The organism is Streptomyces roseoviridis, assembly GCF_039535235.1.
Classification (GTDB): domain Bacteria; phylum Actinomycetota; class Actinomycetes; order Streptomycetales; family Streptomycetaceae; genus Streptomyces; species Streptomyces roseoviridis.
The window spans coordinates 5,245,640-5,264,951 of the sequence record NZ_BAAAWU010000001.1 but is presented as its reverse complement, the minus strand read 5'-3'; the positions used below and the strand labels follow the sequence as shown (position 1 = coordinate 5,264,951).

The 19,312-nt window shown below is 73.6% G+C and carries 16 protein-coding genes; 10 read left to right on the top strand and 6 right to left on the bottom strand.

Features of this window, described 5'->3' with window-relative positions; translation table 11 throughout:
- Positions 1-326 precede the first annotated feature (326 nt).
- The gene (locus ABD954_RS23790; protein WP_345488650.1) at positions 327-1,004 is read right to left on the bottom strand and encodes a pirin family protein; all 678 of its coding nucleotides are present in this window, start codon (positions 1,002-1,004) and stop codon (positions 327-329) included.
- A gap of 79 nt (positions 1,005-1,083) precedes the next feature.
- Here ABD954_RS23790 and fasR point away from each other — a divergent pair, with 79 nt between their 5' ends.
- From fasR to fabF, 5 genes are all read left to right on the top strand, one after another.
- Complete coding sequence (gene fasR / locus ABD954_RS23785) at positions 1,084-2,265, top strand: fatty acid biosynthesis transcriptional regulator FasR (RefSeq protein WP_345488648.1); 1,182 nt, start codon at positions 1,084-1,086, stop codon at positions 2,263-2,265.
- 89 nt (positions 2,266-2,354) lie between these two features.
- Positions 2,355-3,272, top strand: coding sequence for an ACP S-malonyltransferase (locus ABD954_RS23780; protein WP_345488646.1), 918 nt, complete (start codon positions 2,355-2,357; stop codon positions 3,270-3,272).
- An 18-nt stretch (positions 3,273-3,290) separates the two neighbouring features.
- On the top strand, positions 3,291-4,322 hold the full coding sequence (locus ABD954_RS23775; RefSeq protein WP_345488644.1) for a ketoacyl-ACP synthase III: 1,032 nt from the start codon (positions 3,291-3,293) through the stop codon (positions 4,320-4,322).
- Positions 4,323-4,379: 57 nt separating this feature from the next.
- Complete coding sequence (locus ABD954_RS23770) at positions 4,380-4,628, top strand: acyl carrier protein (protein WP_345488642.1); 249 nt, start codon at positions 4,380-4,382, stop codon at positions 4,626-4,628.
- Between the two features lie 79 nt (positions 4,629-4,707).
- Positions 4,708-5,970 carry a beta-ketoacyl-ACP synthase II gene (fabF, locus tag ABD954_RS23765; RefSeq protein ID WP_345488640.1) on the top strand — a complete coding sequence of 421 codons (1,263 nt, stop codon included), beginning with the start codon at positions 4,708-4,710 and terminating at the stop codon, positions 5,968-5,970.
- Positions 5,971-6,058: 88 nt separating this feature from the next.
- On the opposite strand, the gene ABD954_RS23760 is transcribed toward fabF, so the two are convergent.
- Together ABD954_RS23760 and ABD954_RS23755 are read right to left on the bottom strand one after the other, a co-directional pair.
- Positions 6,059-7,663, bottom strand: a complete 1,605-nt coding sequence (locus tag ABD954_RS23760; protein WP_345488638.1) for an outer membrane protein assembly factor BamB family protein — start codon at positions 7,661-7,663, stop codon at positions 6,059-6,061.
- 47 nt (positions 7,664-7,710) lie between these two features.
- Positions 7,711-8,205, bottom strand: a complete 495-nt coding sequence (locus ABD954_RS23755) for a DUF3145 domain-containing protein (RefSeq protein WP_345488636.1) — start codon at positions 8,203-8,205, stop codon at positions 7,711-7,713.
- Positions 8,206-8,462: 257 nt separating this feature from the next.
- On the opposite strand from ABD954_RS23755, the gene ABD954_RS23750 reads away from it, so the two are divergent.
- The gene (locus ABD954_RS23750) at positions 8,463-9,371 is read left to right on the top strand and encodes an SGNH/GDSL hydrolase family protein (RefSeq protein ID WP_345488634.1); all 909 of its coding nucleotides are present in this window, start codon (positions 8,463-8,465) and stop codon (positions 9,369-9,371) included.
- Positions 9,372-9,464: 93 nt separating this feature from the next.
- On the opposite strand, the gene ABD954_RS23745 is transcribed toward ABD954_RS23750, so the two are convergent.
- Complete coding sequence (locus ABD954_RS23745) at positions 9,465-11,957, bottom strand: glycoside hydrolase family 3 protein (RefSeq protein WP_382745782.1); 2,493 nt, start codon at positions 11,955-11,957, stop codon at positions 9,465-9,467.
- A gap of 152 nt (positions 11,958-12,109) precedes the next feature.
- Here ABD954_RS23745 and ABD954_RS23740 point away from each other — a divergent pair, with 152 nt between their 5' ends.
- From ABD954_RS23740 to ABD954_RS23730, 3 genes are all read left to right on the top strand, one after another.
- Entirely contained in the window at positions 12,110-12,688 is a 579-nt protein-coding gene (locus ABD954_RS23740; RefSeq protein WP_345488632.1) for a TetR/AcrR family transcriptional regulator, read from the top strand.
- Between the two features lie 72 nt (positions 12,689-12,760).
- The gene (locus ABD954_RS23735; protein ID WP_345492422.1) at positions 12,761-14,002 is read left to right on the top strand and encodes a pyroglutamyl-peptidase I; all 1,242 of its coding nucleotides are present in this window, start codon (positions 12,761-12,763) and stop codon (positions 14,000-14,002) included.
- Between the two features lie 68 nt (positions 14,003-14,070).
- Positions 14,071-14,784 carry a carbon-nitrogen hydrolase family protein gene (locus ABD954_RS23730; protein ID WP_345488631.1) on the top strand — a complete coding sequence of 238 codons (714 nt, stop codon included), beginning with the start codon at positions 14,071-14,073 and terminating at the stop codon, positions 14,782-14,784.
- A 95-nt stretch (positions 14,785-14,879) separates the two neighbouring features.
- On the opposite strand, the gene ABD954_RS23725 is transcribed toward ABD954_RS23730, so the two are convergent.
- Positions 14,880-15,713, bottom strand: a complete 834-nt coding sequence (locus tag ABD954_RS23725; protein ID WP_345488629.1) for a pectate lyase — start codon at positions 15,711-15,713, stop codon at positions 14,880-14,882.
- A gap of 74 nt (positions 15,714-15,787) precedes the next feature.
- Positions 15,788-16,600 (bottom strand): EI24 domain-containing protein, encoded by an 813-nt coding sequence (locus tag ABD954_RS23720; protein ID WP_345488627.1) that lies wholly within the window; start codon positions 16,598-16,600, stop codon positions 15,788-15,790.
- A gap of 108 nt (positions 16,601-16,708) precedes the next feature.
- Here ABD954_RS23720 and ABD954_RS23715 point away from each other — a divergent pair, with 108 nt between their 5' ends.
- Complete coding sequence (locus ABD954_RS23715; protein ID WP_345488625.1) at positions 16,709-19,240, top strand: M14 family zinc carboxypeptidase; 2,532 nt, start codon at positions 16,709-16,711, stop codon at positions 19,238-19,240.
- The last annotated feature ends 72 nt before the right edge of the window (positions 19,241-19,312 follow it).

Genomic DNA, 19,312 nt, shown 5'->3' with positions numbered 1-19,312 from the left:
GTATATCCCCCCCACCCGTAACCGCACCGCGTATACGGGGCGCGTACGGTCCGGCATGCGATCCACATGCACACGAAGTGAAGATCAAGAACTCTCTGTGATCTCCATGCGAAGGGATCCAACGCTCGGGCAAGGTGCCTGTCAATGCACCCGGATTGGGCTCCCACCCAGGCGATATGACCCCAGGCCGGACATACCAGATTCGAACAGTCGCACGAGAACCGGGCATACTCCCGTGATCGAGCGTGACGGAGGTCACATCAGCACGGACCCGCTACGGGGAACTTTCGTCAAGTCGGGGGTTTCTGACGGCAGAAGACGCTTCGTCAGGGAGCGGAAACGTCACCCATCTCCCACACCAGCACCTCCGCCTCCCCCGTCGCCAGCACCACCAGCCCCGTCTCCCCCGTCACCCGGGCCGCGTCGCCCTCCGCCAGCTCCTCGCCCGCGAGGCGCACCGTGCCCCGCGCCACGTGGACGTAGAGGAAGTCCGCGTCCGGCAGGGCGGTGCGGTCACCGAGTGCCAGGCGGCGGACGTGGAGCACCGCGTCCGCCGCCGGGACCGCGTACGGGGTGGCGTCGGCGATGCCCCGGACGACCTCGTACGAGGGAGTGCCGCCCGGCTCCCGCGGGGCCAGCCACATCTGGACGAAGACCAGGGGCGCGGGGCCGTCGTTGCGCTCGACGTGCCGGACGCCCGCCGCGGAGGAGAGGTGCTGGAGGTCTCCGGGGCGCACGACCGTCGCACGGCCGGTGGAGTCGCGGTGGGTGAGCTCGCCCTCGACGACCCAGGTGACGATCTCGGTGTGGCTGTGCGGGTGCTCGTCGAAGCCCGCGCCCGGCGCGAGGCGCTCCTCGTTGCAGGCGAGCAGCGCGCCGAAGCGGAGGTTGTCGGGGTCGTAGAACCGGCCGAAGGAGAAGGCGTGCCGGGTGTCGATGCCGGGCTCGCCCGTCTCCGGGGTGCCGCCCGCGTAGCGCTCGGCGGCGCGCTGGATGCGTATCACGGCATCACGGTAGGTCACGACCCGGGCGAAACCGCCCCGACCCCGCACGCGGCCGTCCCGATAAGGCAGTCTTGTCCCCGTGTCTGAACCCGTGAACGCCTCCCACCCGCACCCCGCGACCCTGAAGCGCCTCGAACAGTCCTCCGGGCGGCTCGCCGCCAGTGCCATTGCCCGGATGGACGAGACGCTGCCGTGGTACCGGGCGATGCCGCCCGAGAACCGGTCGTGGATCGGTCTCGTGGCGCAGGCCGGCATCGCGGCGTTCACCGAGTGGTTCCGGCACCCGGAGACGCCGCAGGCGATCTCCACCGACGTCTTCGGTACGGCTCCGCGCGAGCTGACCCGGGCGATCACCCTGCGGCAGACCGTGGAGATGGTGCGCACCACCATCGAGGTCATGGAGTCGGCGATCGAGGAGGTCGCGGCGCCGGGCGACGAGAGGGTGCTGCGGGAGGCGCTGCTCGTGTACGCGCGGGAGATCGCCTTCGCCACCGCCCAGGTGTACGCGCAGGCCGCGGAGGCCCGTGGCGCGTGGGACGCCCGGCTCGAGTCGCTCGTGGTCAACGCGGTCCTCTCGGGCGAGGCCGACGAGGGCGCCGTCTCGCGGGCCGCCGCCCTCGGCTGGAACTCGCCGGAGCACGTGTGCGTCGTGCTCGGCACGGCGCCCGACGGCGACAGCGAGCTGACCGTGGAGGCGATCCGGCGGGCCGCCCGGCACGCCAAGCTCCAGGTCCTCACGGGGGTCCTCGGCGACCGGCTCGTCGTGATCGCGGGCGGCAACGACAACCCGCTGGCGGTGGCGAAGGCACTGATCGGGCCCTATGCGGCCGGTCCGGTCGTGGCCGGCCCCGTCGTCCCCGACCTGCTCGCCGCGACCCGGTCCGCGCAGGCCGCCGCGGCGGGCCTCAAGGCGTGCTCGGCCTGGCAGGACGCTCCGCGTCCGGTTCTCGCGGACGATCTCCTTCCGGAGCGCGCGATCGCCTCCGACCCCTCGGCCCGCGAGCAGTTGGTGGAGGAGATCTACAGACCACTGGAGGAGGCCGGCTCGGCCCTCCTGGAGACGCTCAGCGTCTATCTGGAGCAGGCCAGCAGCCTGGAGGGCGCCGCACGCATGCTGTTCGTGCACCCCAACACCGTGCGCTACCGGCTTCGACGTGTGACCGACGTCACCGGCTGGTCACCCTCCGACGTGCGTTCGGCGTTCACCTTGCGGATCGCCCTGATCCTCGGGCGCTTGGCCGACGCGGAGACGCAGTCCTAGACTTTTGTCGAACACCAACAATTCGACCGACGGTTCTTCGTCCTTGTCCCCACGGGCGTCCGGGACCGTCCACAAGAGAGAGTGTGAGGGTGCTCGTACTCGTCGCTCCCGGCCAAGGCGCCCAGACGCCCGGCTTCCTGACTCCCTGGCTCGAACTCCCCGGTGCCGCCGACCGCGTCGCGGCCTGGTCCGACGCCATCGGGCTCGACCTTGCCCACTACGGCACGAAGGCGGACGCGGACGAGATCCGCGACACCGCCGTGGCCCAGCCGCTGCTCGTCGCGGCGGGTCTGCTGTCCGCCACCGCCCTCGGCGAGGTGTCCCCCGGCGCCGTCGCGGGTCACAGCGTCGGCGAGATCACCGCGGCCGCGTTCGCGGGCGTCCTCGACGACACCGCCGCGCTGCGCCTCGTGCGCACCCGCGGTCTGGCGATGGCCGAGGCCGCCGCGATCACCGCGACCGGCATGTCCGCGCTGCTCGGCGGCGAGCCCGAGGTGGTCGTCCCCCACCTCGAGAAGCTGGGTCTGACCCCGGCCAACGTGAACGGCGCCGGACAGATCGTGGCCGCCGGCACGCTGGAGCAGCTGGCCGCCCTGGCCGAGGACAAGCCCGAGGGCGTCCGCCGGGTCGTCCCGCTGAAGGTGGCCGGCGCGTTCCACACGCACCACATGGCCCCGGCGGTCGCCACCCTGGAGGCGGCGGCCAAGGAGCTGTCCCCGGCGGACCCGGCCACGGCGTACGTCTCCAACAAGGACGGCCGGGTCGTCACCGGCGGCGCGGAGGTCATCGCGCGCCTGGTCGGCCAGGTCGCCAACCCGGTCCGCTGGGACCTGTGCATGGAGACCTTCAAGGAGCTCGGTGTGACCGGCCTGATCGAGGTGTGCCCCGGCGGCACCCTGACCGGCCTCGCCAAGCGTGCCCTGCCCGGTGTCCGCACCGTGGCCCTGAAGACCCCGGACGACCTCGACGCGGCCCGCACGCTCGTCGCTGAGACGACCACGGCCTGACAAGGAGTGTCGAGAAGCATGGCGAAGATCAAGCCCAGTAAGGGTGCCCCGTACGCGCGCATCCTGGGCGTCGGCGGCTACCGCCCGACGCGTGTGGTGCCCAACGAGGTGATCCTGGAGAAGATCGACTCGTCCGACGAGTGGATCCGTTCCCGCTCCGGGATCGCGACCCGGCACTGGGCGTCCCCCGAGGAGACCGTCACCGCGATGTCGGTGGAGGCCTCGGGCAAGGCCATCGCCGACGCCGGGATCACGCCCGAGCAGATCGGCGCGGTCGTCGTCTCCACGGTCTCGCACTTCAAGCAGACCCCGGCCGTGGCCACCGAGATCGCCGACAAGATCGGGGCGGGCAAGCCCGCCGCGTTCGACATCTCGGCCGGCTGCGCGGGCTTCGGCTACGGCCTGACCCTCGCCAAGGGCATGATCGTCGAGGGTTCGGCCGAGTACGTCCTGGTCATCGGCGTGGAGCGGCTGAGCGACCTGACGGATCTGGAGGACCGCGCGACGGCCTTCCTGTTCGGCGACGGCGCCGGCGCCGTGGTCGTCGGCCCCTCGGACGAGCCGCACATCGGCCCCACCGTGTGGGGTTCGGAGGGCGACAAGTCCGAGACCATCAAGCAGACCGTGCCGTGGAACGAGTTCCACGTCGGCGACGTGTCCAAGCTCCCCCTCAACGAGCAGGGGGAGATCAAGTTCCCGGCCATCACGCAGGAGGGCCAGGCGGTGTTCCGCTGGGCCGTCTTCGAGATGGCGAAGGTCGCCCAGCAGGCCCTGGACGCCGCCGGCATCTCGGCGGACGACCTGGACGTCTTCATCCCGCACCAGGCGAACATGCGGATCATCGACTCGATGGTGAAGACGCTGAAGCTGCCGGAGCACGTCACGGTCGCCCGTGACGTGGAGACCACCGGCAACACCTCGGCCGCCTCGATTCCGCTCGCGATGGAGCGGCTCCTGGCGACCGGTCAGGCGAAGAGCGGCGACACCGCGCTCGTCATCGGCTTCGGGGCGGGTCTCGTCTTCGCCGCGACGGTCGTTACCCTCCCCTAGGCACACCGGATCTTCCGGAAGCCCTTTTTCCTCAGCACACACAGAAGGAGCGCCACCATGGCCTTCACCCAGGACGAGATCGTCAAGGGTCTCGCCGAGATCGTGAACGAGATCGCCGGCATCCCGGTCGAGGACGTCGAGCTGGACAAGTCCTTCACCGACGACCTGGACGTCGACTCCCTGTCCATGGTCGAGGTCGTCGTGGCCGCCGAAGAGCGCTTCGACGTCAAGATCCCGGACGAGGACGTCAAGAACCTCAAGACCGTCGGCGACGCGACCGACTACATCCTGAAGCACCAGGACTGATTCGGTCCTTGCTGACCCGGTCCGCCACCCAGCGGTGGCGCCGTTTTTCGACCATCACACACATGGAGAACGAATTCCTGTGAGCTCGACCAATCGCACCGTGGTCGTCACCGGTATCGGCGCAACCACTCCGCTGGGTGGCGACTCCGCATCGACCTGGGAGGGTCTGATCGCGGGACGCTCCGGCGTCAAGCCCCTGGAGGGCGAGCGCTTCGAGGAGCTGCCAGTCCGGATCGCCGCGCGCGCCGCGGTGGACCCCTCCGAGGTACTGCCCCGTCCGCTGGCCCGCAAGCTGGACCGTTCGGCGCAGTTCGCGCTGATCGCGGCCCGCGAGGCGTGGGCCGACGCGGGCTTCACCGCCCCGGCCGGCGAGGAAGGCGAGGTCGTGCCCGAGCGGCTCGGCTCCGTCATCGCCTCCGGCATCGGCGGTGTCACCACCCTGCTCGACCAGTACGACGTGCTGAAGGACTCCGGCGTCCGCCGGGTCTCCCCGCACACCGTCCCCATGCTGATGCCCAACAGCCCCTCCGCCAACGTGGGCCTGGAGGTGAACGCCCGGGCGGGCGTCCACACCCCGGTCTCCGCGTGCGCGTCGGGTGCCGAGGCCATCGGCTACGCCGTCGAGATGATCCGTACCGGCCGTGCCGACGTGGTCGTCGCGGGCGGCACCGAGGCGGCGATCCACCCGCTGCCGATCGCGGCCTTCGCCAACATGATGGCGATGTCCAAGAGCAACGACGAGCCCGAGAAGGCTTCGCGCCCCTACGACAAGGCCCGTGACGGCTTCGTCCTCGGCGAGGGCGCCGGCGTGATCGTGATCGAGTCCGAGGAGCACGCCAAGGCGCGTGGCGCGCGGATCTACTGCGAGGTGCTGGGCCAGGGCCTGTCGGCCGACAGCCACCACATCGCACAGCCCGAGCCGACCGGCCGGGGCATCGCCGCGGCGCTGCAGAACCTGCTCGACGCGACGGACCTGAAGCCGGCCGAGGTCGTCCACCTCAACGCCCACGCCACGTCGACCCCGCAGGGCGACGTCGCCGAGATCAAGGCGCTGCGCAAGGTCCTGGGCGACGACCTGGACCACGTGGCGGTCTCCGCGACGAAGTCGATGACGGGTCACCTGCTGGGCGGTGCGGGCGGCATCGAGACCGTCGCGACGGTCCTGGCGCTGCACCACCGCCTCGCCCCGCCGACCATCAACGTCGACGACCTGGACCCCGACGTGGACGCGGACATCGTCCGGGACGCGCCGCGTGAGCTGCCGCAGGGCACGATCGCCGCGATCAACAACAGCTTCGGCTTCGGCGGCCACAACGTGGTGCTCGCCTTCCGTACGGTCTGATCCACCGTCCCGTACGCCCGAAGGCCCCCTGCCGGAACGTCCCGGCAGGGGGCCTTCGGCGTTTCCCGCCCACGGGGGCGCGGGTGCGTCAGCGGATCGCGAAGAGGCCCGGCTCGCCGCTCATCGAGATGTGGTTGACGACGACGTGGCCGCCGGTGACGGGCAGGAGCTCGGGGTAGATCGAGGTGAGGTCGTTCATGCCCTCGGGGGCGCGTTCGGCTCGGACGCGTCCGGTGGCGGGGTCGAGCAGGACGACCTTGGGGGTGAGGAGCGTGCGGACGAGCACGCCGACGCCGCCGTCGGGCTGCCGGGCGAGCGCGTCGTGCGTGACTTCGCCGTCCTCGCCGTCGGCCGGGACCGCGTGTTCCCAGACCTTCGCGCCGTTCTCCAGCGAGTACGCGACGGTCTTCTTCGCCGAGGACGAGCTGCGCTCCACTCGGGCGACGAGCAGGTCGCCGAGGACGAGGGGGCGGTCGTGGTCGAAGGCGACGACCGTGCCGTCGGGACCCGACAGCGGCACGGTCGCCGTGGGCATTCCGGAGTCGTCGAAGCCGAACAGGGCGGAGGTGCCTCGGTCGTCCGCCTCGTGGACGGCCACGACGGCGGGCTCGACGGACACCACCCGGGCGGTGGCGTCGGACTCGACGGGGAGCGCGCGGATCCACTGCTCACGGCCGGTGGCGGTGTCGAGCGCGATCAGCCGGGCACCCTTGCCGCACTGCTCGACGAGCAGGGTGTGCGCCTCGCTCGCGTCGACGGCGAGGATCCCGCAGTCCTTGCCGAGTGCCCGCTGCCAGCGCTGCTCACCACTCCCGGCGGTACGGCCGCGGACGGCCCGGTCCTCCGCGGCGACCGCGACGGCGCCGCCGACGACGACCGCCTTCGCGGTGACGCCGTCCCCGCCGACGGGCCGCCGCCACAGCACCTCGCCGGTGACGGTGTGGACGGCGACGAGGGTGGCGCAGGGCCGGCCGTGGCGGCCGTACGCGATGAGGCCGACGTTCCGGTCGGCGCGCGGGCTCATGGAGCAGACGGCCTGGCGGGTGGGCGCGGCGAGCGTCCACCGCGGTCTGCCGTCACGGGCGTCGTACGCGGTCAGTCCGTCGAGCCGGCCGTGGACGACGGCGTCACCGAGACCCCAGGCGCCGGGGCCCTCGTCGTCGCCGACCGCCGGCACCGTCCAGGCGACGGCGGGGCGCGCGGCGGGGGCCTTCCGTCCGGTGTCACCGGCGCTTCCGCCGGCCCGGTCCTCCTCGCCGCCCGGCCACCGGCCCACGCCCCAGGCACCGGCCACGAGACCGAGACAGACGGCGAGGACGACGGCGACCCGCCCGCCGGCACCGGGACGCTGCCCACCGGCACCGGGACGCTTCCCGTCGAGCGGCCCCTTGGGGTCGTCGCCCGGCAGGTCCCCGCCCTGCTGGTCCCCGCCGGGCTCCGGGCCGCTCGCCTCCCGGGGCCCGGTCCGCCTCGCGGCCGTGCCCCGTACGTACGTGAGCCGGCCCGCGGCCAGCAGGGCCGCGCCGGTGAGCAGCCACCACCACACCGTGGCGTCCGGCAGGCTGCCGGTGCACTCGTACCGCATCTCGCCGAGGCCCCGCACGACGAAGCCGCCGAGCAGCACCGCCGCCGCCCCGAAGGCCGCCCCGGACAGCAGAACGGCGGCCGTCCCGGCCGCCGTGCGTACACCCATCACACACCCCCCGCCCGGGCCCGCCCCTGCGGGCCCCGGCGGGGAATCTAGACCACCTGGTGGAGCCACCGCACCGGAGCGCCCTCGCCCGCGTAGCGGAAGGGCTCCAGCTCGTCGTCCCAGGGCTTGCCGAGGAGTCGGGCGATCTCGGCCTCCAGGACGGTCTCGCCCTGGGCGGCGCGGGCGAGCGCCGCGCGCAGCCGGTCCTCGGGAATGAGGATGTCGCCGTGGATGCCGGTGACGGCGTGGAAGATGCCCAGCTCGGGCGTGGCGCTGTAGCGCTCGCCCTCCGCCGTGGGGCAGGGCTCCGCGGTGACCTCGAAGCGCAGCATCTGCCAGCCGCGCAGGGCGGAGGCGAGCTTGGAGGCGGTGCCGGTCTCGCCCTGCCAGGAGAACTCCGCTCTCCAGGTCCCGGGGGACGCCGGCTGCCGGATCCAGTCGAGCTGGACCCTCGCACCGAGGACGCCCGCGACCGCCCATTCGACGTGCGGGCAGAGCGCGCGCGGTGCGGAGTGTACGTACAGGACTCCACGTGTCGTCACCGGGACCTCCAGTGTGGGACGAGGTTCGCCTTCCCAGCGGCCTCAGTAAACAACATCACGAAGAAACGACTTCGCAAACCCCCAAAAGGGGACAGCTTGTGACGTGATGTAATTTATCGGAGCCGATCGGCGGGGGCGCCTCTGGTTCGACGGGGGAAAAGCTACCGTGCCGCGCACGCGTCGGGGTGACGTACGGTCGGTCAGGGGCGGGTGGACACGAAGCTTTCACTCGCCAGGACGCCGAGGAGGGGCCCCGGATGCGCGGGCGACGACGTTTCCGCACCACCGCCGCCGCGGTGGCGCTGCTGTGCGCGGCGACGGCCGGCGGCTGCTCGGCCGGCCCGGCACCGGAGCCCGCCGGTCCGCGACAGGCTGCCGAGCGGACCGCGAAGCCCGCGCCGAGGCCGACACCGTCCCCGACGCCGGTGTGGAACGCCTCCCCCGGTTCCGTCGCCGCCGTCGGCGACTCCATCACCCGCGCCTTCGACGCCTGCGAGCTCCTGGCGGACTGCCCCTCGGTGTCGTGGGCGACCGGCACGGACACCGCGGTCAACAGCCTCGCCCTGCGGCTGCTCGGCCCGAAGCGGCTGGCGGCGAGGAGCTGGAACCTGGCGCGCAGCGGGGCGCGGATGGCGGAGCTGCCGGAGCAGATGGCCGCCGCGGCGGCCCGGCGTCCGGAGTTGGTGACGGTCATGATGGGCGCGAACGACGCCTGCCGGGCCGGGGTGGCGGAGATGACGCCGGTGGAGGAGTTCCGCGCCTCCTTCGCGACGGCTCTGGCCCGGCTGCGGGCGGGGGCGCCGAAGGCGCAGGTGTACGTGTCGAGCGTGCCGGACCTGAAGCGGCTGTGGGCCACGGGCCGGCTCAGTCCGGCGGGGCTCCGGGTGTGGCGGCTGGGCGTGTGTGCCTCGATGCTGGCGGACGCCGAGGACCTCGGCCCCGCGGCACAGGCGCGCCGGACGAAGGTGCGGGACCGGGTGGTGGCGTACAACCGGGTGCTGCGGGAGGAGTGCGCGAAGGACGTCCGCTGCCGTGACGACGGCGGCGCGGTCTTCGGCTTCGCCTTCGACGGTACGCAGCTGAGCCCCTGGGACTGGTTCCATCCGAGCCGGGACGGCCAGGCGCGGCTCGCGGAGATCGCGTACCGCCAGATCACCCGGCCGTAGCCGGGTGCCGGGCCCGCCCCGGGGCCGGTGCAGCCGAGGTGGCCCCGGAGCGGTGTCAGGTGCCGCTCCGGGGCCGGTTCGCGGGGCGGCCCGTCAGGTTGTCTCCAGGGGCGCGCTCAGCCGGGCGTCGGCCAGGGAGTGGGCGGCCAGGACCTCGTATGCCCCCCCCACGAGGGTCCAGTCGTGCGCGTCCTCGTCCCAGATCTCGAAGGCGCGGCGCGGGAGTTCGACGGTGACCTCGACGCTCGCGCCGGGCGCGGCCTCGACGCTCGCGAAGCCGGCCAGCCAGCGGGCCGGCCGCTCGACCGGGTCCTCGACCGGGGCCAGGTAGATCTGGACGACCTCGCGGCCGGTGCGTTCACCGGTGTTGGTGAGGCGGACGGTGGCCGTCGCCCGGCCCCGGTCCTGCGGGGTGACGACGAGGGAGTCGTACGACCAGGTGGTGTAGCCGAGGCCGTGGCCGAACGGGTACGCGGGGACGGCGCCGGCCCGGTCCCAGGCGCGGTAGCCGATGAACAGGCCCTCCTCGTAGGTGAGTTCGCCGTCGGTGGGGGTGACCTGGGTGACGGGCGCGTCGGCGAGGGCGGCCGGCCAGGTGGTGGGGAGCCGTCCGCCGGGCTCCTCGGCGCCGGTGAGGACGTCGGCGAGGGCGGCGCCGCCCTCCTGACCGGGGAACCAGGTGAGCAGGATCGCGGCGACCTCGTCGCGCCAGGGCATCTCCACGGGCGAACCGGAGTTGACGACGACCACGGTGTTGGGGTTGGCGGCGGCGACGGCGCGGACGAGGTCGTCCTGGCGGCCGGGCAGGGCGAGGTCCGCGCGGTCGAAGCCCTCGGACTCGACGCGCTCGGTGGTGGCGACGACCACGACGGCGGTGTCGGCGGCGCGGGCGGCCAGGGCGGCTTCGGCGATCAGTTCGTCGGGGTCCCGGCGAGGACCGAGGTGGACGAAGGAGAACATGACGGCCGGGAGCGGGGCCGCGAACTCCTTGTCGAGGGTGTGCAGGAGGGAGACCTCGACGGTCTCGCCCGCGGTGAGGGCGACCCTGCCGCGTTCGACGGGCGAGCCGAAGAAGGCTTCGAAGGGGTCGGTCTCGGGGCCCATGGCCTGGACGCCGTCGAAGAGGGTCCGCCCCGCGACGGTGAGGGTGAAGGCGCCGAGACCGCGGGTGCCGAAGGAGTGCTCGCCGCTCTCGCGCGGGGTGAAGGTGCCGGTGACCTCGACGGAGGCGAGGGTGTCGTGGGTGACGCCGGCCGGGAGGTCGTCGCCGATCCACTGGACCTGGCCGTTCGGCAGGGTGCCCTCGCCGAGGACGGTGCCGGCGGCGTCGCGGCACACGGCGCGCAGGGTGAACCCCGCTCCGGCGGGGGCGAGTTCGTCGCTGGGGTCGGCGCCGACCGAGAAGCTGAGCGTGCCGTCGGGCAGGGCGGCGGTCAGGCCGTCGAGCGGGGAGACGACGCGCTCGGGGAAGACCTGGGCGGAACCGCCGCCGAGGACGCGGGCGTCGCGGGCGGCGGCGCCGGAGAGGGCGACGGTGCCGGGCCGCAGCGGGAGCGCGTCGCCCTCGTTGCGTACGAGGACGAAGCCGCGGCGGGCGATCTCGCGGGCGAGGGCGTCGCCGTCGAGGGGGGCCGGGGGGTCGGTGACGGCCGGCGGGGCGCCGTCGAGGGCGCCGACGCGGGCGGCGAGACGCAGCACGTTGCGCACGGCCGCGTCGACGTCCGCCTCCTCGGCCTCGCCGGCGCGCACGGCGGCGGCGAGGGCCTCGCCGTAGACGGTCCGCGGGCCGGGCATGGCGACGTCGAGGCCGCCCGCGATGCCGCCGGTGGTGGAGCGGGCGGCCATCCAGTCGGAGACGTTGAAGCCGTCGAAGCCCCATTCGCCGCGCAGCACCTCGTTCACCAGGTACCGGTGCTCGGTCATGGTGACGCCGTTGACCTGGTTGTAGGCGGTCATGATGCCCCAGGGGCGGGCGTTCTCGACGATGGCCTGGAAGGGGGCGAGGTAAAGCTCGCGCAGGGGGCGCGGGGCGATCCGGTTGTCGACGGTGAAGCGGTCGGTCTCGGCGTCGTTGGCGACGAAGTGCTTGACGGTGGTGCCGACTCCGCCGTCCTGGACGCCCCGGACGTAGCCGGTGCCGATGGCTCCGGTGAGGTGGGGGTCCTCGCTGTACGTCTCGAAGTGGCGGCCGCCGAGGGGTGAGCGGTGGAGGTTGACGGTGGGGGCGAGGAGGACGTGGACGCCCTTGCGGCGGGCCTCCTGGGCGAGCAGCCGGCCGGCGCGGCGGGCGAGGGCGGGGTCCCAGGCGGCGGCGAGCGCGGTGGGGGACGGCAGGGCCACGGAGGGGTCGTCGGCGGTCCAGCGGACGCCGCGGACGCCGATGGGGCCGTCGGACATGACCAGGGAGGCCAGGCCGATCTCGGGCAGGGCCGGCAGCGACCACATGTCCTGGCCGGCGAGCAGCCGGGCCTTGGTGTCCAGGTCGAGCCGGGCGAGGGCCGTCTCGACGGCCCGTTCGCGCAGGGCCTCGTCCCGCTCGGTGTCGGCGTTGCTGTCCGCGTCGATGTCCGCGTTCGTCTCCGGCACGGCCGTACCTCCTCGGAGAAGTGGGGTGGTGCGGCCATGGTGGCGCGCCTACCTGTAGATCGGTAGGTTACGTTAGCGTTTCGTTATCTAAGGATGCCGTACGGTCCTCCTCACAGGGACCTTCGGGAGACCTTCGGAAGGAGGACGGGGCGATGGCACGGGCCAGGAGCGAGGAGCGGCGGACGGAGATCGTCCGCGCCGCCCTCGAGGTGATCGCCGAGCGCGGGTACCGGGGCGCCTCGCTCGGCGCCGTGGCCGAGCGGGTCGGACTGACCCAGCAGGGCCTGCTGCACTACTTCCCGACCAAGGAGGCGCTGCTCGTCGCCGTCCTGGAGGAGCGCGACCGCTGGGACACCAGCGGCGGCCGGGACCGCGAGCGCTGGCGGCTCGACCTGATGGAGTCGCTCGTCGAGTACAACGCGATGCGTCCGGGCATCGTGCAGACCTTCTCCGCCCTGCTGGGCGAGAGCGTCACCGAGGGCCACCCGACCCGCGCCTTCTTCACCGAGCGCTACAGCCACGTGCGGGCGAACATGGCCGAGGTGCTGCGCGCCGAGTTCGGCGACGAACTGCCCGGCGGCCTCAGCCCGGAGCGCGTGGCGCCGCTGCTCACGGCGGTGATGGACGGCCTGCAGTTCCAGTGGCTGCTCGACCCCGAAGCGGTGGACATGCCCGCCTCGTTCCGGGACTTCCTCGCCCTGCTCAAGGAGGGGCGCGTGAGGGCGCCGTAGCGGGAGCCGCCCCGCTGACGGGATACTTCCGGCGGCCCGTCACCGCCGTACGGAAGGACTCCCGTGCCCGCGATACGCAGCACGCTCGCCCTCGCCCTGGCCCTGGTCGCCGCGGCACCCGCCGCCCCCGCGGCCGCCCCGGCCGCCGCCGCGGAAGCGCCGCCCGTCACCGCCGAGGAGGCCCGGCTCGACCGGGCGGTGCCGCGGGAGATCCTGCGGCGCGCCGGATTCGACACCCTGGCACCGGAGTTCGCCCGCTCGCTCACGAAGGCGCGCACCTTCGCCGACGCCGAGCGGACCGTCGTACGCCACGGATCGGCGCTGTGGCGGCGAGCGGTGGACCGGGCGCAAGGGCGCGGGCCCGCCGGCGGAGACCTCAGCCGGGACGACGACCGGCCGCTGTACTGGGCGCGCCTCGCCCTCACCCGTGAACTCCGCGCCTGGCAGCCCGGTTTCGGTGTCGGCGAGGAGGCGCGGGCCCGGCTGCTCGACCGGCTCGAACGCTCCTCCCGCGGCCAGGACTCGATCCGCCATCCGGCCGGAAAGGGCGTCAAGCGGATCCTGCTCACCGGCTTCGACCCGTTCACGCTGGACCGGGACGTGCGGATCAGCAACCCCTCCGGGGCCACCGCGCTCGCCCTCGACGGCACCTGGCTGCGCACCGCCGACGGCTCCCTCGCCCGGATCGAGACGGCCGTCTTCCCGGTCCGCTGGCAGGACTTCGCCGACGGCACGGTCGAGCGCACCCTGGCCCCGCACCTGCCGGAGACCGATCTCTTCACCACGGTGAGCCAGGGCCGTCCCGGCCGCTTCGACATCGAGCGGACCAACGGCGCCTGGCGCGGCGGCTTCCCGGACAACGAGAACGTCTCCCGTACGGAGACGGTGCCGGTCGCCGATCCGGCGACGCAGCCGCAGTGGACGTCGACGACCCTGCCGTACGCGGCGATCACGGCCGCGTCGACCGGGCGCTTCCCGGTGTACGACAACACGGCGGTGACCGAGGTGCCGGCCGGCTCCGGCACCCCGGTGGTCCGGCCCGACGGGCCCACGCCCGGCTCGCTCGCCCGGGCGGGCGGCGGCGGGAACTACCTCTCCAACGAGATCGCCTACCGCGCCACCCTGCTGCGCGACCGCCTCGGCCTGACCGGCCTGCCGGGCGGCCACGTCCACACCCCGGTCCTGCAGTTCGGCGCCGGCAACACCGACCCGGCGACGGGCACGGTCACCGACGCCGAGTTCGTGCGCAACCGGCTCGACATCATCGCCCAGGTGCGGGCGATCGTGGCGGTGGCGGTGGACGCCGCCGGCTAGCGGGACTCGGGGCGGCTGCGCGGGAACGGCCCGGTCGTCGCGGGAGGTCGGGTGGGATGATGCGGACCATGATCGTCGCCGCCACGCAGTTCGCCCCGGTCGCCGGGGACGTCGCCGCCAACGTCCGCGCCCTGGCCGGTCTGGTCCGCGCCGCCGGCGCCGAGGGTGCCCGCCTCGTGGTCTTCGCGGAGCTGTCCCTGACCGGTTACGAGCCGAGCCTGATCCGCGACTCCCCCGAGCTGGTCCTCACCGAGGACGACCCCCGGCTCGACCCCGTACGGGAGGCGTGCCGGGCCGTCTCGGCGGCGGCCGTGGTCAACGGACCGGTCCGCACCGCCGCCGGCCGCCCAGGCATCACCAGCCTCGTCCTCGGCCCGGACGGCGCCCTGCTCACCCGCTACGACAAGCAGCACCTGTACGGGGTGGAGGCGGAGGTGTTCGCACCGGGCACGTCCGACGGGCGGTTCACGCTCGACGGGATCCGCTTCGCCCTCGCCACCTGCTACGACAACCGCTTCCCGGAGCTGGCCGAGCGGGCCGCGGCGGACGGGTGCGCGGTGTACCTGGCGAGTTCGGTGCTCGCGGCCGGCAACGACTCCTTCGAGCGGGTCTATCCGGTGCGGGCCCGCGACTTCGGCCTGTACGTGGTCCTGGGGAACGTGCTGGGGCCCAACGAGGACGGCGTGGGCGGCGGCCTGGCCGGGGTGTGGGGCCCGGACGGCGGCCGGATCGCCGACGCGGGCCCGGACAAGCCGGGCTTCGTACTCGCCGAGGCCGGCTGAACCGCCCGTACGGGACAGCCGTGCCCGCCCGAGCCGGCCGAATCGCCCGTACGGGGGGACGAGCGCCCCGCCTCCCGTACGGGCGTGCCGCGGGCCTACTCGTACGAGACGTCGGCAGCCGTGTAGCGGCAGGTGGTGCCGTCGGGGCCGGAGCCGAGCTCGGTCGGTTCCTTGCCCGTGCTGTTGCCCTGGAAGCGGACGCACGGCTTGATCTTCTTCTTGGCGTCGCCGTGGATCCGGACCTTCCGCAGGGCCGCGGTGTCGCCGTAGTTGGCGTTGACGCCGACGACGGCCTTGCCGGGCGCGGTGATGTCCACGTCGTTGACGACGACCGTCCGCTGGTACTGCTTCCCGCAGTTGCCGCAGGTGCGGATCAGCTTGCCGAAGTCGGCGGCCTGGAACCGGGTCACGACCAGCTTGCCCGCGCCGTTGAACTGGAAGACCTTGTCGGAGGCTTTGCGGGCGCCGCCCCCGTACACCGTGTAGACGGCGCCGGGCGAGGTGCCCTTGAAGGTGGCGGCGTCCTCGCCGACGTCCTCCCACCACACGTTCTGCAGGGTGCAGCTGCCGAGGCAGTGGACGCCGTCGGCGGCCGGGGAGCCGATCACCACGTTCTTCAGGACGGCGCCGTCCTGGAGGACGAAGAGCGGGTCCTGGCCCTCGTCCTGGCCGCCGGAACCGAGGGCCCCGGTGCCGTAGTGCCGCTTGAGCCTGCCGTCGTACGTGCCCGAGACCGGAAGGGTCCTGGCGACCGGTACGGAGCCCCTCGCCTCGGGCCAGGCGGCGGTGGCCGCGCCCGCCGGGGCGAGCAGGCCGGAGACGACGACGGCCGAGCCGGTGAGGCCGAAGGCGGCCAGGGCGGCGATCAGCGCGCGGCGCGGCGCTGTCTTCCGTCGGTGGCGGATGGGCCGGAGAGCTCGTCGAGCCATGGGTGGTGGTTCCTTCCGTGGGGAGTGTGCGTCCCCTGGTCGCCGCCGGAAGGAGAAAGGTTGCCGCCGGAGCGTCAGTTCTTGCGGAAGTGCACCGAGCCGGGGCGGGAGGGGTCCCGCGCGTCGTCGTCCGCCGCCGCGTCCCCGGCCGTCTCCCCGTTCAGCTCACGGGCCATCAGGGTGGCTCCGGCGACCGCGCCCGGCATCAGCAGGACGGCGACGAAGGGGATGAGGAAGGAGAGGGTGAGGGGCACGCCGAAGCCGAGGGCGGCCATCCGGCGGCCGCGCAGCATCGCGAGGCGCTCCTTGAACTCGATGCCCCGCCGCTGGAGCGCGACCGAGGTGAGCTCCTGGGTGAGGAAGAAGCCGGAGACGCAGAAGCCGAGCACGGGGACGACGGTCTGGCCGACGACCGGGACGAAGCCGGCCGCGAACAGCAGGATGCCGAAGAAGGCGACCCGCACCAGGACGCGGAGGCTGTCCCGGGCGGAGATCCACAGCTCGCGCCACAGCGGGAGCCCGGACTCGGGCACCTCGCCGCCCTCGCCGCGGTCGACGGCCTCGGACAGCGACTCGTAGAAGGGCTGGCCGATCAGCAGGGTCACGGCGGTGAAGGTGATCACGGCGAGGAAGAGGCCGAGTGCGAAGACCAGGAAGGTCAGGGTGTTGCGGATCAGCCCCTGCCAGGGCGAGCCCCAGTCGTCGGCGAACGGCGTCGCCCAGGCGGTCAGGTCGTCGGCGCCGTAGAACAGGCCGGCGAGCGCCCCGACGTAGAGGACGAAGGTGACGAGCCCGGGCAGCAGTCCGAACCCGAACCACCGGCCGTTCCTGCCGACCCACTTCTGACCTTGCAGCAGGTAACCGAATCCCGCCCCGAAATCACGCATGACGATCACCCTAACCGCGGGTCCCGGCGAGGCCCTCTTGTTGTTCCCGAGTTGAGACGGTAGACCCCTCCGTAATGATCATCGGATCATCCACGGAGGTTCGCACGCATGGCACGACCCCGTTCCCTTCCGAGCTCGACGATCGCCACCGCCGGTACGGTCCTCGGCGCCCTGCTCCTGACCGCGCTGCCCGCGGGCGCCGCGCCGCCGCCGGGGCCGGTCCCCCACCCGGTGCGGGAGCGGGGCGGGCCGGGGCCGGCCGCGGCCCCGCTGCCCCGGACGGCGGCCCTCTCCTCCCCTGTCGTCTCGCCCGCCGCCCGGCCCTCGGACGGACGCTATCCGCGCCGTACGGAGCTGGCCGTGCCGCCGGAGAACCCGGCCGACAGGTCGCTCAGGCTGGGCCTCGCGCCGTACCACTCGCTCGCCCCGCGGCTCAACGCCCTGCAGAAGCTCGGCGACCGGGTGAGCGTCGAGGTCGCCGGGCGCTCGGCCGGCGGGCACGAGCTGTATCTGGTGACGGTCACCGCGCCGGAGTCCCCCGCCCAGGCCCGTGAGCAGGAGCGGATGCGCGAGCGCATCGAGAACGCCCCGGCCGCGGCGGCCGTGGACCCGCGGATCAGGGCCGCGTACAAGACGCCGGTGTTCATCAACAACAACATCCACGGCAACGAGTGGGAGGGCACGGACGCGGCGCTGCGGCTGATCGAGGAGCTGGCCACCGCCACCGACCGCAAGACGGCCGGCCTGCTCGCCAGGACCCGTGTGCACCTGAACGTGACGGCCAATCCGGACGGCCGGATCGCGGGCACCCGCGCCAACGCCGCCGGCTTCGACCTGAACCGGGACTTCATCACCGCCTCCCAGCCGGAGGCCCGTGCGATCCGCCGGATCGCCGTCGAGAAGCAGCCGGCCGTGATGCTCGACCTGCACGGCTACGTCAACGGCACCCTGATCGAGCCGACCACCCCGCCGCACGGCGAGAACTACGAGTACGACCTCTTCCTGAAGCACTCCTACGCCAACGCCCTCGGCATGGAGAAGGCCGTCAACGGCCTCGGCCACACCCCCGCGAAGGACGGCGTCCAACCGGCGGTCATCCCCTTCCGCGACCAGCAGGAGGGCTGGGACGACTGGCCGCCGGTCTTCACCCCGCAGTACATGCCGTTCCAGGGCGCGGTCGCCGCGCACACGATCGAGTTCCCGCTCCAGGTCAACAACCGGGCGTACGACACGCTGCCGGTGGCGGAGCTGCGGCGCCGGGCGGCGGTCAACGTCGGCATCGCGGGCGCGGCGATGCGGGCCGCGCTCGACTACGCGGACACGCACCGGGCCGCGGTGATCGCCGACCAGATCGAGACCTTCCGGCGGGGCGCGGCGGGCGAGCCGCAGCGGCCGGTGTCACCGGAGACGGTGCCGGGGGTGCCCGGCATCGGCCCCGAGGACGTGTACACGACCACCTTCCCGCGCGCGTACGTGATCCCGGCGGGGCGCGGGCAGCGATCGGCGGTCGCGGCGGCGCGCCTGGTGGACCATCTGGTCGCCAACGACGTGCGCGTCGGGCGGGCGAAGGACGGCTCGTACGTGGTCGACATGCGCCAGCCGAAGCGGGGGCTGGCGAACGTGATCCTGGCGGAGGGCCGGGACATCAGTGCCGACGTGTCGACGATGTACGACATCTCGGGGTGGAGCCTCGGGCTGCTGTGGGGCGCGACGGTGCGGAAGGTGGAGCGCGGCCCGGTGCCGGCCGTGGTGCGGCCGGTGCGCGTGGCGGGGCCGACGGGCACGGTCGCCCCGTTCGGCGACCTGCTGCTGCGGCTCGACGACCCGAAGGAGCTGGCGGCGGTGAACGCGCTGCTCGCGCGGGGCGTCGCGGTGCGCCGTACGGCGGACGGGGCGGCGGTCGTGCCGGGTGGGGCGCGGTCGGCGGCGCGGGAGCTCGCGGACCGCTACGGGGTGGTGTTCCGGGCCACGAAGGAGCGGGGCACGGCACCGCTGGCGCGGACCCGGGTGGCGGCCTCGGCGTCGGCGGGCGAACTGTTCGCGCTGCGGGAGATGGGCTTCGAGGTGGTGCCGGTGTCGGCGAAGGTCCTGAACGCCGGCTTCGACTGGTCCGGGGCGTCGGGGGCGTCCGGGGCGGACGTGCTGTACGTGTCGCAGGGCCTGGACTGGGCGGAGCTGACGCCGGCGGCCCGGGAGGCGCTGCGCCGGAGCGGGGTCGGCGTGGTCGGCGCGGGCGCGGCCGGTGCCGCGTTCAACGCGGCGGCGGGGCTGCTGCCGGTGACGGCCGTCGAGGGCAACGGGGACGCGAACGGGGTGGTGGCGGTGCGCGGCACCGGCGGGCCGCTGTCCGCGGGCACCCCGGCGCACACCTTCGTCTACTCGCCGCTGTGGTTCACCGGGCTCGGGTCGGGGGTGCGCACCGAGCTGTCGTACGCGCCGGGCGCGCCGCTGGTCTCGGGGCACTGGCGACCGGATGCGGGAGGCCGGGGCGGTCCGGCGGACGCCGCCGGGCAGGCGGCCGTGGTCGGCGGTCGCGCGGCACACGGCGCGCCGGTGGTGCTGATCGGCACGGAGCCGCTCTTCCGCGGCCATCCAAAGGGCTCGTTCGCCCTGGTGGGGCGGGCGCTGCTGGCCCGCTGACCCGTCGAAGGGGGGCCGCACCCTGGTCGGTCAGGGTGCGGCCCCCCTTCAGTGTGCGGGTCGGGGACCCGT

Coding starts and splice junctions, on each gene's coding strand:
- ABD954_RS23715 (WP_345488625.1), top strand. CDS start 16,709: ATGGCACGACCCCGTTCCCTTCCGAGCTCGACGATCGCCACCGCCGGT.
- ABD954_RS23775 (WP_345488644.1), top strand. CDS start 3,291: ATGGCGAAGATCAAGCCCAGTAAGGGTGCCCCGTACGCGCGCATCCTG.
- ABD954_RS23740 (WP_345488632.1), top strand. CDS start 12,110: ATGGCACGGGCCAGGAGCGAGGAGCGGCGGACGGAGATCGTCCGCGCC.
- ABD954_RS23760 (WP_345488638.1), bottom strand. CDS start 7,663: ATGGGTGTACGCACGGCGGCCGGGACGGCCGCCGTTCTGCTGTCCGGG.
- ABD954_RS23725 (WP_345488629.1), bottom strand. CDS start 15,713: ATGGCTCGACGAGCTCTCCGGCCCATCCGCCACCGACGGAAGACAGCG.
- ABD954_RS23750 (WP_345488634.1), top strand. CDS start 8,463: ATGCGCGGGCGACGACGTTTCCGCACCACCGCCGCCGCGGTGGCGCTG.
- ABD954_RS23720 (WP_345488627.1), bottom strand. CDS start 16,600: ATGCGTGATTTCGGGGCGGGATTCGGTTACCTGCTGCAAGGTCAGAAG.
- ABD954_RS23770 (WP_345488642.1), top strand. CDS start 4,380: ATGGCCTTCACCCAGGACGAGATCGTCAAGGGTCTCGCCGAGATCGTG.
- ABD954_RS23730 (WP_345488631.1), top strand. CDS start 14,071: ATGATCGTCGCCGCCACGCAGTTCGCCCCGGTCGCCGGGGACGTCGCC.